The 11,169-nt window shown below is 44.1% G+C and carries 12 protein-coding genes; 7 read left to right on the top strand and 5 right to left on the bottom strand.

What is annotated here, in order from left to right:
- The first annotated feature begins 24 nt into the window (after positions 1–24).
- From WKI49_01340 to WKI49_01325, 4 genes are read left to right on the top strand one after another with little or no spacing between them, the layout of a single operon-like run.
- Positions 25–1,188 (top strand): LL-diaminopimelate aminotransferase, encoded by a 1,164-nt coding sequence (locus WKI49_01340; GenBank protein MEJ7621145.1) that lies wholly within the window; start codon positions 25–27, stop codon positions 1,186–1,188.
- A complete protein-coding gene (locus WKI49_01335; GenBank protein ID MEJ7621144.1) occupies positions 1,185–2,690 on the top strand; it encodes a sodium-dependent transporter in 1,506 nt (501 codons plus the stop codon). Before WKI49_01340 ends, WKI49_01335 begins: the two co-directional genes overlap by 4 nt.
- Entirely contained in the window at positions 2,687–3,979 is a 1,293-nt protein-coding gene (locus WKI49_01330; GenBank protein MEJ7621143.1) for a CBS domain-containing protein, read from the top strand. The genes WKI49_01335 and WKI49_01330 overlap by 4 nt, the downstream gene beginning before the upstream one ends.
- Positions 3,951–5,084 carry an acetoin utilization protein AcuC gene (locus WKI49_01325; GenBank protein ID MEJ7621142.1) on the top strand — a complete coding sequence of 378 codons (1,134 nt, stop codon included), beginning with the start codon at positions 3,951–3,953 and terminating at the stop codon, positions 5,082–5,084. The genes WKI49_01330 and WKI49_01325 overlap by 29 nt, the downstream gene beginning before the upstream one ends.
- On the opposite strand, the gene WKI49_01320 is transcribed toward WKI49_01325, so the two are convergent.
- Genes WKI49_01320 through WKI49_01305 form a run of 4 tightly spaced genes read right to left on the bottom strand, consistent with a single transcriptional unit; the run spans position 5,075 to position 8,191 of the window.
- Positions 5,075–5,800: an SCO family protein gene (locus WKI49_01320; GenBank protein MEJ7621141.1), complete on the bottom strand. Its 726-nt coding sequence runs from the start codon at positions 5,798–5,800 to the stop codon at positions 5,075–5,077. The two genes, WKI49_01325 and WKI49_01320, sit on opposite strands and share 10 nt — an antisense overlap.
- A gap of 9 nt (positions 5,801–5,809) precedes the next feature.
- Positions 5,810–7,558 (bottom strand): cbb3-type cytochrome c oxidase subunit I, encoded by a 1,749-nt coding sequence (locus WKI49_01315; GenBank protein ID MEJ7621140.1) that lies wholly within the window; start codon positions 7,556–7,558, stop codon positions 5,810–5,812.
- Between the two features lie 3 nt (positions 7,559–7,561).
- Positions 7,562–8,020, bottom strand: a complete 459-nt coding sequence (locus tag WKI49_01310; GenBank protein ID MEJ7621139.1) for a cytochrome c oxidase subunit II — start codon at positions 8,018–8,020, stop codon at positions 7,562–7,564.
- A 12-nt stretch (positions 8,021–8,032) separates the two neighbouring features.
- Complete coding sequence (locus tag WKI49_01305) at positions 8,033–8,191, bottom strand: hypothetical protein (protein MEJ7621138.1); 159 nt, start codon at positions 8,189–8,191, stop codon at positions 8,033–8,035.
- A 95-nt stretch (positions 8,192–8,286) separates the two neighbouring features.
- Between WKI49_01305 and thiS the strand changes: the two genes are divergently transcribed.
- From thiS to hemG, 3 genes are read left to right on the top strand one after another with little or no spacing between them, the layout of a single operon-like run.
- Complete coding sequence (gene thiS / locus WKI49_01300; protein ID MEJ7621137.1) at positions 8,287–8,493, top strand: sulfur carrier protein ThiS; 207 nt, start codon at positions 8,287–8,289, stop codon at positions 8,491–8,493.
- Positions 8,494–9,297, top strand: coding sequence for a thiazole synthase (locus WKI49_01295; GenBank protein MEJ7621136.1), 804 nt, complete (start codon positions 8,494–8,496; stop codon positions 9,295–9,297).
- Complete coding sequence (hemG, locus tag WKI49_01290; protein MEJ7621135.1) at positions 9,294–10,616, top strand: protoporphyrinogen oxidase; 1,323 nt, start codon at positions 9,294–9,296, stop codon at positions 10,614–10,616. Before WKI49_01295 ends, hemG begins: the two co-directional genes overlap by 4 nt.
- 237 nt (positions 10,617–10,853) lie before the next feature.
- Here hemG and WKI49_01285 read toward each other — a convergent pair.
- On the bottom strand, positions 10,854–11,169 hold a 316-nt coding region (locus WKI49_01285; GenBank protein ID MEJ7621134.1), incomplete at its 5' end, for a hypothetical protein.

Below are 11,169 nucleotides of genomic sequence, written 5' to 3'. Positions count from 1 at the left end.
CCGTTTAGGCTAAGGAGGTGCAAAATGGTTGAATACGCTCAGAGAATAAAGGCTTTGCCTCCCTACCTTTTTGCTCAGATTGACCAGAAAAAGAGAGAAAAGCTCGCTCAGGGTGTGGATGTCATAGACCTCGGAGTAGGAGACCCAGACCTGCCTACTCCTAAGCCTATAGTGGAAGCTATGCAAAGGGCTGTAGAAAAGCCAGAGCATCATAGATATCCTTCCTACGAAGGCATGCTTTCTTTCCGTCAAGCGGTAGCGGATTGGTATAAGAGACGCTTTGGTGTGGAGCTGGACCCCCAAAAGGAAGTGGTCGCCCTTATAGGTTCAAAGGAAGGCATAGCTCACTTTCCTTTAGCTTTTGTAAACCCCGGGGATGTGGTTTTGTGTCCAGACCCCGCTTATCCTGTATACAAGATAGGCACGCTTTTTGCAGGCGGTGAGCCTTATATTTTGCCACTTAAAGAAGAAAATGGCTTTCTTCCGGACTTTAAAAGTGTTCCAAAGGATGTGTTAAAGAGGGCAAAAATTATCTGGGTGAACTATCCTAACAACCCAACCTCTGCTACCGCAACTGAAAGCTTCTACAAGGAGCTCATAGAGTGGGCAAAGGAGAATAACATAATTGTTGCCTCTGACCTTGCCTACTCGGAGATATACTTTGGCAATGAAAAACCCATGTCCATCCTACAGATAGAGGGTGCAAAGGAGGTAGCCATAGAGTTCCATTCCTTTTCCAAGACCTTTAATATGACAGGCTGGCGTCTTGGTATGGCGGTGGGAAACGAAAAACTTATTGGAGGTCTTGGAAAGGTAAAAACAAATGTGGACTCGGGACAGTTTCAGGCGGTGCAGGAGGCTGGTATAACCGCTTTGAACCTTCCAGAGGAGGAACTGCAAAAGATAAGAGATACATACAAGGAAAGAAGGTCTGCTATGGTAAAAGCCCTTGAGGAAGTGGGACTAAAGGTCTATCCTTCTGATGCTACCTTCTACCTGTGGGTAAAGGTGCCTGAGGGCTATACCTCTGCGGAGTTTGTATCAAGGCTTCTTGATGAGTGTGGAATTGTATGCACTCCTGGGAACGGCTTTGGAGAGTATGGAGAGGGATACTTTAGGATTTCTCTTACCGTGCCTACTCAAAGACTTCTTGAGGCTGTGGAAAGGATAAAAAGGCTTAAGCTATGAGGAAAAGGGAAGTATGGGCTTCTAAGATAGGTCTCATATTCGCCGCAGCGGGGAATGCCATAGGTCTTGGAAATCTCCTTAGGTTTCCATCTAAGGTAGCTCTCTACGGCGGTGGTGCCTTTATGGTTCCCTACTTTGTGGCTCTTTTCCTCCTCGGCATACCTTTGATGATACTGGAGTGGGTTATCGGTAGGTATGCGGGTTCAAAGGGGCATGGCTCTATGACTGGTATTATGGGTTCTCTTTTCCATCATGCCAACTGGGCGAGGGTGTTGGGTTCCATAGGTGTAGCAATACCCTTTCTCATAGTGTGCTACTACATATACATTGAGTCTTGGACGCTGGGTTTTGCGGTGCTTTCTCTTTTTGGACAACTGCCACATCCTGTGGATAGCACTGACCCCAAAACTGCTATGCAACCCTATGTGGACTTCTTTAAAAGCTACACAGAACCCTCATACTTGGCTATAGTCTTTCTTATTATTACCCTTGCGGTTAACTGGTATATACTCCAAAGGGGTGTGGTAAAGGGTATTGAGCTTACCGCAAAGGTAGGCATTCCCGCACTTTTACTCATGGGTATTTTCCTTGCCATAGTCTCTCTTTCTATAAGAGGTGGTAAAGGCTTAGAGGGTTTGCTTTTCATATACACTCCCGATTTTAGCAGGATATCTGACCCTCAGGTTTGGCTTGAGGCATCGGGGCAGATATTCTTTACCCTTTCCCTTGGAATGGGTGCTATAGCCACTTACGCCAGCTATGTGAAGGCAAGGGAAGATGTGTTAAAAACAGGTCTTTGGACTGCAGGTCTTAATCAGTTTGTGGAGGTGGTCATAGGTGCTTCCATAGCTATACCTGCTGCCTTTGCCATGTTTGGTGCTCTTGCGGTCCCAGAGCTCGCAAAAGAGGGCACCTTTAGGCTTGGCTTCATGTCCATGCCTGCGGTTCTTATGGCTCTGCCTTTGGGTTGGCTTTTGTCTGCGGTATGGTTTTTCCTGCTTTTTATCGCAGCACTAACTTCAAGCCTTGCCCTCACACAACCTCTAATAGCCCTCTTTGAAGACGAGATGAGATGGTCTCACAAAAAGGCGGTAAATGTTTCTATGCTTATGGTTTCTGTGGGTGCTTTTCTTTCTGCCTTTCTTCCCGGGTTTATAGACGAGGTGGACTTTTGGGCTGGGACTTTTATGCTTGTCTTTTTTGCCCTTGTGGAAATAATAGTCTTTGTGTGGATATTTGGAGTTCATAAGTTCCATCATGAACTGACAAGGGACGTATTCTTGAAGGTGCCAAAGCCTTTGGTTTATTTCTTTGCTATAGTTTCTCCCATATTCTTGGTAATACTCCTATACCAATGGGGTGTGGTGCAAGCTCCTAAGGTATTGGCTCAGGGTGGATTGGATGTAACAGTTGCACGCATGTTTATAATAGCCACCCTTGTCTTCCTCGCCTTTATTGCCATAGAAAGCAAAAGAAGATACCTTTCTGGACCACACTTATGAAAGAGATTAAGCTCTCTCAACTTGCCACAGGCATTCCAAAAATAGAATACAACCTTGGCATAAGGGAAGCCCTAAAGGCTTTTGAGGAGCACGGCATATATGACTTTTTGGTAGTGGTAATGAACAACAAACCCATAGGCATAGTCAACAAACTTGACCTCGTTAAAGCTCAGCACAGAGAGCATTTGACCGTGGGAGATATTGCCCTGCCTCTTATGAAGTTAAGGGAAGCAACACTAAAGCCAGAGCATCTTACCTCTCTTTTAGACTTTTTTAAATCCTGTAAATTGCCTATTTTACTTGTAGACAAAAAAGGTTCATACATGGGTGTCCTCTTCTACCACGTGGTTCTCTATTATGCAAGCCTTTTCAAAGAGGCTACCATTCCCATGTTTCAGAAGCTAAGGTCTCTCTTCGGTCATGAATACTACTTTTACTGCTTTTACATAAGAGGTCTAAAGAAGTTTGTGGAAGAGTATGGCTCTTCAAAGGCGGAAAGCCTTCAGAGAGTTCTGTATGAAGCGGTAAAGACCAGCATACAGGGAGATGTAAGCCTATCTTACGAAGAGAATGAAGTCTATGCCCTTTCTAAGATAAAGCTAAAAGAGGAAGATATCATGAACCTATACAGAGAGTTTCAGAGGGAGTTTTCTTTGCTTTATTCGGAGGCGAGCCCAGTTTACCTATTTGGATACTGTATACCCATGAAAAAATTGAAAAACTTTGAGGAATTTTTCAGAATAAGCTCGGAGTTAAAGAAAAGAATGGAAGATGTTCACGATGCCTCTTGCTTTATATTTCACGAAGAAAAACCTTCGGTGGTTTTGTGCGAGTATGAAAGGAGAGAGCTTATACATCACATAAGAAACAGAATAAAACAAGATTTTGAAAGCATAGTGGAAAGCATAAAAAGGACAGACAGAGACCTATGGGAGTTTACTTTGTATGACTTCTTTAAGAAGTATCCTTACTTTGAACTTTTCTACATAATAGGAGAGAATGGTTTGCAGGTTTCCAACAACGTGGTAAACCCAAAGCTCACTTATACAGTAAAAACTGGGAAAAAGGGTGCGGATAGGTCAGAAAAGGAGTATTTCAAGAAGGCAAGCCACGAAGACGTCTACATTTCCAACATATACATCTCACAGGCAACGGATGATTTTTGTATTACAGTATCAAAGAAGTTTAACTATGGAGGGAAGAGCTACGTGCTTGCAGGAGACATAAACTACAGAGAGGTGCATAAACTGGTAAAGGGTTATGCGGAAGAGTTCAAGGCTGATAGGTAGCTACGCATACAGAAACCTAAGATACACCAAGAACCATCCTCTTAGAATACCCAGAGTTTCTCTCCTGCTTGAACTTTTAAAGGCTATGGGTCTTCTCACAGAGGCGGAGCTTGTAGAAAGCAGACCAGCCCAGTGGGAGGAACTAAGACTTTTCCACGAGGAAGAATATCTCAAAGCCCTTGAAGAATGCGACCAATGTCAGTGTGTAAAGAGGGAATATAGGGAAAGGTTTAACATAGGCACTTACGAAAACCCTGTCTCTCCAGCCATGTGGAGAGGTTCTTTGCTTGCCACTGGTTCTTCTGTACAGGCGGTGGAGCTGTTTCTTGAGGGTTTTACCACCTTTAATCCTGCAGGTGGTATGCACCACGCTTATCCCTCAAGAGCAAACGGCTTTTGTTTTATAAACGACCCTGGCGTAGCCCTCCAGTATCTCCTTTCGAAGGGTTATAAGAGAATCCTATACGTAGACCTTGATGCACACCACTGCGACGGAGTGCAAGACTTCTTCTACGAAGATGACAGGGTGTTTGTCCTCTCCATCCACCAGTCTCCTGAGTATGCCTTTCCCTTCAAAAAAGGCTTTATCCATGAGAGAGGCTCTGGAAAAGGTAAGGGCTATAACCTTAACCTTCCACTTCCTAAGGGAGTCAACGACAAGGAGTTTCTCTTTGTCCTTGAGAAGGTGTTGACAAAGGTTTTAGAGATTTTTAAACCAGAGGTATACCTTCTCCAGCTGGGAACAGATGTTTTGAGCGAGGATTACCTTTCCAAGTTTGAGCTCTCCAACTGGGGCTTTCTTAAGGCTTTTGACCTAATAAGAGATGTGCTTGGAGAGGGCATATATCTCGGAGGTGGAGGCTACCATCCTATTGCACTCGCAAGAGCTTGGTCTCTTTTGTGGTGTAGAATGTCAGAGAGGGACATACCTAAAAACCTAAACCAAAAGGCGAGGGAGCTTTTGCTTTCTGTGGACTTTGAAGAGTTTGACGATGAGGTAGACAGGAGCTACATGTATGAATTGCTTTTAGATATGCCAAGAGAAGGAGGTATTAGAGAGGAGGTAAAAGGGATAGTTGAACAAGCTCTATCTTATTACCTTTGAAGATTCCTGCTTTCTTCTCTTTTCTGAAGTAGTCTTGCACTGGATATCACAAGGTATAGCCCGCTAAGGGACAAACCTAAAAGACCAAAAAAGAAGAGAAAACTTCTAAAATCTTCCAAGAGGTCTCTGGCACCTAAGGAATACTGTAGAGCCTTAGCCATCTCCTTTTCATCAAAGACCACACCGTAGACATACTTTTTGACCTTCATATCTGGAGATATAAACACTACAAGGTTAGGGTGGACAAAGTCTCTCGTTTCAGGAATAGACATGAACCTAAAGTCTATGGCGTCTACAAGTTTAAAAAGGTCTTCTTTTGTCTTTGCCCTAACTACCTTCCAGCCTTCACCGTCAAGACCGTATTTCTCCTGAAAGGCTACTATGTCTTCTTGTCCATCTAAGGGGTCAAAGGTGAAGGAGAGAACCCAAAAGTCCTCACCGGGTTTTCCAAGTGCTGGAACTACCTTCTTTAGAGAGTCCGTTATTATGGGGCAGGCGGAGTTGCAGTGTGTATATATGGGGCTTAAGATAATGGGTTTCCCCTTTAGAGTATGAAGGTTAAACTCTCTTCCTAAGGAGTCTACCAAAAGCACATCAGGAAGCTCCTTTCCAAGAGTTCTTCTCTCGTTGGGTGGTATTCCCGTTGAAGCCTCTTGAGAAAGGGAAAGATTTATAAGAAAAAGGAGGGCCACAAGCCCTCTCAAAACACCACTCACGACGGACCCTCACTTAGCCTCTGCGGTTTCTTTTCTTTCATCCCTTGCGGATTGAGGTTTTGTGATGGGAATTGGGCTTTTGTCATTGTAGCCTGGGGAATCAAAGAAAACACCCCTCTTTGTGACGTCGTAAAGAGGTGGGATATAGGAAACCACAAAGAGAATTACGCTGAAAGCAACCCATGGAGTGAGTTTTTGAAGAGATGGCATTTTTTCGTCATGATAGGGCTCTGCACTTGGGATATAAAGCTCCGCATCTTCTTTTGCAGGTGCAAGAAGCGTAGAGACAAAGGACACAAGGTATAGGACAAAGCCAAGAGTAGCAATTGCACCACCTATAGCTCCCAACACCGCATAAAAGTGCCAGTCTGGCATATAGTAGGGAGAAGAGGGGTCAAAGTAAGAACCTGTTGCACCCGTTTGTGTTCTCCTTGGATAGCCCATAAGACCTGCTATGGAATAGCCCACGTTGAATATAACCATACCCACGAGCCATAGCCATGGAGCTGCTACCGCAAGACCTTTCGCTTTTACCTCTGTCCCCTTAAGTTGAGCCAAGAAATAGAGAGCCATACCCAAGAAAACGAGAGTCACAAGACCACCAACCGTGGTGTGAAAGTGTGCAGGAACCCAAGAAGTGTTATGGACTACGTTGTTCATATTGTAAGAAGCATTGACTATTCCTGTTATTCCCCCTATGAGGAACAAGAATAGCCCAGCCATGAAGTAGGACACGAGCCATTTATCACCTTCTGTGCTTGCATAGGGTATTTTTTTCCACCAAGCGAAGAGAGAATCTCTTACTTCAGGATACTTGGACTTTATGGAATACTCCAAAGAAGAAGCAACGGTGAAGGCGGTTATAAAGCTTGGCACTGCAACACCAAAGGTAAAGATGGCGTGTATGAGCTTATAGCTATCGGTTATGCTTGGCTCTGTATACTGGTGGTGGAGACCAACAGGGAAGGAGAATATAAGGAAGAGTATAAAGGCAAGTCTTGCAGCACCATCGGAGTAAAGTTTGCCCTCACCTGTAACAACCTTAGGTAGGACTGTATAGAGCATCACATATGCAGGCAATAGCCAGAAGTAAACCACTGGGTGACCAAAAGCCCAGAAGAGGGTTCTTGCCAAAGAGGGATTTATTTCACTCACAAGACCCAAGGAAAGTGGTAAGAGTTGGAAAAAGATTTCTATTACCAGAGGAACAAGCATTATAAGCCAGAGTATGTGGTTTATAAAAACGCCGTAGACCGCAAGAGGAACCTTTTTATCGGGATTTTCCCTTTTCCAAGAGATGTAGTTGGGTATCCAGTCAAAGAAGAAGGGCACAAGAGAACCTACCGCCAACAGTGCAGCACCAAGATAAAAGCTCCAGTGAGCCAAAAGAGGTGGGTAGAAGGTATAAAGCACGTTCGCTTTGCCAGTAAACATAGCCCAAGCGGCCATAAGAGTTCCCACAACCATCAAAATAGCACCAGTCCACTGGACAGCGGGTCTAAGTGGCTTCTTAAGGTGGTAGAGAAACATAAGGTTTCCAAAGGCAACTATCAGAACGGTGGTAAACACTATAGCGTTTATAACCGCATGAAGTGTTAGACCTTGATAGTATTCAATCTTTAGGAAAGACAGCTCTTTTATAAAACCAGCTCTGTAAAGGACTTGCAAAAGACCGTGATACACACCAAAAACCAAAAGTAGCATAGGCAATAGAATTTCAATGTAAAGAACCGTTTTTATGCTACCAGGCACTCTCATGGTTTACCTCCCTGCTGTTGTAGTTGGTTTTACTATAAGTTTTCCAGCCATGTTTTGGTGACCTATACCACAGTATTCGTGGCACACTATGAGATATTCTCCCGGTTTGTCAAACTTATACCTTGCGTAGGCAACCGCACCGGGAATAGCCATTAGGTTCACATTTGTGCCTACTATCTTTATACCGTGGATGACATCCGCACTGGTAAGGTAAATGTCCACTACAGACCCTGCTGGTATTTCAATTTCCCCCGGCTCAAAATACCACATCTTAGCAAGTAGATGAAGCTCGTATCTGTCTTCCGCATGTTGGATTAACCTACCTTCTGTGAAGGGCTCTACATCTGTGATGCAGGTGGGCACGTCAATGTTTAGACCTTTGGCGGCGTAAACAAGAAGACCGGTAAACACGCCAAGCAATACTAATGTAACTTTGAGAGCAAACTTTTCTGCTCTGTCCATGGCATAACCTCCTTATGGCTGTGTTGCACCTCTCATTAAGAGAAGTGCATAGATGCTGAGCCACAGCAGGGCGTAGATGCCTACCATGGACAGAAAGAAGGCTACTGCCCCTTTGGGGAAGAAGTGCTCGTCCTTCATGGCATACCTCCTATCGTAGATTTTTATAGGCATAGCTTATCAAGGTATAAGTATAAAACTGTATGTGAGATTTGTCAATATATGAGGAGGGCTTGTCAACTTCTTATGCAGTCCTTAAAATAATCTTAATGAAGCTCTTGGTTAACGGCAAAGAAGTGCAGGTAGAAGATGGTATCACAATACTTGACCTTCTTGAGAGGAGTGGAATCCAGATAAGACCAGTAGGTCTTGCAGTGGCGGTAAACGAAGAGATAGTGCCAAAGAGTAAATACGCAGAGTATAGGCTCAAGGAGGGAGATAGGGTTGAGATAGTAAACATTGTAGGAGGTGGATAAATGTTGGACTATGAGAGGCTTTTGGAGGAGGACTACCTTGAAATTGCAGGCAGGCGCTTTCGCTCAAGGCTTATCATAGGCTCTGGAAAGTTTAAGAGCTTTCAAGAAAACAAGGAAGTTCTTGAAGCGTCTGGTGCGGAGATTATCACCGTAGCGGTCCGTAGGGTCAACATAACCGACCGTAGTAAGGAAAACCTCCTTGATTACATAGACCCACAGAAATACCAGATATTGCCAAACACCGCTGGATGCTACACTGCGGAAGAAGCCATAAAAACCGCCATGCTGGCGAGGGAAGCAACTGGCATAAACTGGATAAAGCTGGAGGTAATAGGCGACCAAAAGACCCTCCTACCAGATATGGAAGAGACCCTAAAGGCGGCGAAGTTCCTCGTAAAGGAAGGCTTTGTGGTTCTGCCCTATATCTTTGATGACCCTGTGTATGCCAAGAAGTTTGAGGATGTAGGCTGTGCGGCGGTAATGCCCCTTGCAGCACCTATTGGTTCGGGTCTTGGCTTGCAAAATCCTTATAACCTTATCTTCATAAAGGAAGCGGTTTCCGTGCCTGTTATAGTGGATGCGGGTATCGGTAGTGCTGCAGACATTCCACCGGTGATGGAGCTTGGTGTGGACGCAATTCTTACCAATACAGCCCTCGCAGAAGCAAAAGACCCCATAAAGATGGCGGTAGCTATGAAGTATGCGGTTATTGCAGGAAGGCTCTCATACCTTGCGGGTAGAATGCCAAAGAGAACCTACGCAGTGCCTTCCTCTCCCCTTAAGGGAGTGCCCTACAAAACATGATAGATGTTGCGGTAGTTGGTGCAGGCATATCGGGTCTTTCTGTAGCCTTTCATCTTAAAAGCAAAGGCTTTAGTGTTCATGTCTTTGAAAAGGAAGAGCTACCCGGTGGCAACATACAGACTGTAAGAAAAAATGGATACATACTTGAGCTTGGTCCTCAAACAGTATTGGCGGATGCAAAAGTAGAGGAGTTTTTAAGGAAAGCAGGCATAAGTCCCCAATATGCGGAGGAGAGCTCCAAAATAAGGTATGTTTACAAAAAAGGCAAACTAATACCCCTTCCCATGTCTCCCGTTAGTTTTTTCAAGTCTCCCCTTTTGTCCTTTGGTGCCAAGCTAAGGGTTTTGAGAGAACCCTTTGTTCCACCTTCAGTAAAGACAGAGGAAAGCATAGGGGAATTTGTCCGTAGAAGGCTTGGGAAAGAGTTTCTTGACTATATAGTTGCCCCCTTCGTGTCTGGTGTTTATGCAGGAGACCCAGAAAGGCTCTCTGTAAAATACGCAGTCAGAAGGGTCTATGAGCTTGAGCAAAAATTTGGAAGCCTTATAAAAGGAGCTATAAAGCTAAAGGCTTTGGGTCCTGGTGGTAGGCTTATCTCCTTTGAGGGTGGAAACCACACATTAATAGACAGACTTTCCTCTGAACTAAAGGTGGATACGGAAAACGTGGTTCTCAAAATAAGAAGAAAGGATAACTACTTTGTGCTTGATGCTAAAAAGGGTAAGTATGAAGCAAAGGCTGTAGTGGTCTCCGCTCCTGCTACCTCCGCAGGCTACCTACTAAGAGATATATCATGGAGTGCATCAGAGGAGTTTGACAATATATATTACGCACCGGTAATAGTCTTACACGTGAGCGTAAGGTCTGGTTCAATCCCTCCTGGCTTTGGCTTTCTTGTGCCAAGGGTAGAAGGCAAGAGAATTCTCGGAGTTTTGTTCTCCTCTCAGATATTCAAAGGCAGGTCTCCAGAAGGCAAAGAGCTTTTAACCATTTACATGGGTGGAGCTACAGACCCAGAGATAATAGACTACGAAGACCAAGAGATATTGGATATAGCACTAAGGGAGCTGAAAGAAATCCTTGGCGTAGAGCATGTGGAATTTCTAAACATTACAAGGTGGAAAAAAGCCATACCCCAATACACACTCGGCTATGGAAAATACCTTGAGTTGGCAAAGACCTTAGAGAAAGAAAACCCAGGGCTGTTCTTAACTGGAAACTATCTGCACGGTGTATCTGTTGCGGATTGCATAAGGTCAAGTGATGAGGTAGCAAAGAAAGTGGAAGAGTATCTAACAGGAAGCAAGAATAGTTCTTAAGGCTCTTTTTAATTTTGGATGATGTGAACCCTTCCAGTAAACTTTGCCACATTGAGGACAAAAGGTAAAGTCCTTTCCGTAGAGATAAGCCATGGATGGAATTTTGTCCTTTACCTCTTTTAGCTTAAGCACTGGCTCTATTTGAAGGTGTTTTATAAAAAGACAGAGATGGACTTTCCAGCCGTCTCTGGGAATTATCAGATGGTCTGTTTATAGTGCTTTTCTGTCAATTACAACTCAACTCAAAAGTCTCTCTTCCTTCAGAAGCTCCAAGACATCTCCAGAGTTTATTAACTTCTCTATCAGAGCATTTAAATATTCCTTGTCTCTTATGCTTTTCACTTTTACTTCCACACCTTCAGGAATTCGTCCAAGCCTACTCTTTATAAGGGTCAACACTGTATCTTGCAACGCTTTTATAAACCCTTCCTCAAGTCCAAGCCTATACAGAATATCCTTTTTCAACTTCCTCTTTGGCAGTTTTATATCCTCAGGTCTAACCACTATAGGCATGTGTTTGACCTCCTCTGTGAGCCTTATCCTTATGAGTTTT

The organism is Aquificaceae bacterium (assembly GCA_037722135.1).
Taxonomy (GTDB): Bacteria; Aquificota; Aquificia; order Aquificales; family Aquificaceae; genus Pampinifervens; species Pampinifervens sericum.
The sequence above is the reverse complement of the archived record's forward strand: the minus strand, read 5'-3'. Positions and strand labels throughout refer to the sequence as shown.

What these genes read in the sequence shown, in the direction of transcription:
- thiS (MEJ7621137.1), top strand. Translation starts at nt 8,287, where the DNA reads ATGAAGCTCTTGGTTAACGGCAAAGAAGTGCAGGTAGAAGATGGTATC.
- WKI49_01330 (MEJ7621143.1), top strand. Translation starts at nt 2,687, where the DNA reads ATGAAAGAGATTAAGCTCTCTCAACTTGCCACAGGCATTCCAAAAATA.
- WKI49_01335 (MEJ7621144.1), top strand. Translation starts at nt 1,185, where the DNA reads ATGAGGAAAAGGGAAGTATGGGCTTCTAAGATAGGTCTCATATTCGCC.
- WKI49_01315 (MEJ7621140.1), bottom strand. Translation starts at nt 7,558, where the DNA reads ATGAGAGTGCCTGGTAGCATAAAAACGGTTCTTTACATTGAAATTCTA.
- WKI49_01340 (MEJ7621145.1), top strand. Translation starts at nt 25, where the DNA reads ATGGTTGAATACGCTCAGAGAATAAAGGCTTTGCCTCCCTACCTTTTT.
- WKI49_01305 (MEJ7621138.1), bottom strand. Translation starts at nt 8,191, where the DNA reads ATGCCTATAAAAATCTACGATAGGAGGTATGCCATGAAGGACGAGCAC.
- WKI49_01325 (MEJ7621142.1), top strand. Translation starts at nt 3,951, where the DNA reads ATGCGGAAGAGTTCAAGGCTGATAGGTAGCTACGCATACAGAAACCTA.
- WKI49_01295 (MEJ7621136.1), top strand. Translation starts at nt 8,494, where the DNA reads ATGTTGGACTATGAGAGGCTTTTGGAGGAGGACTACCTTGAAATTGCA.
- WKI49_01310 (MEJ7621139.1), bottom strand. Translation starts at nt 8,020, where the DNA reads ATGGACAGAGCAGAAAAGTTTGCTCTCAAAGTTACATTAGTATTGCTT.
- hemG (MEJ7621135.1), top strand. Translation starts at nt 9,294, where the DNA reads ATGATAGATGTTGCGGTAGTTGGTGCAGGCATATCGGGTCTTTCTGTA.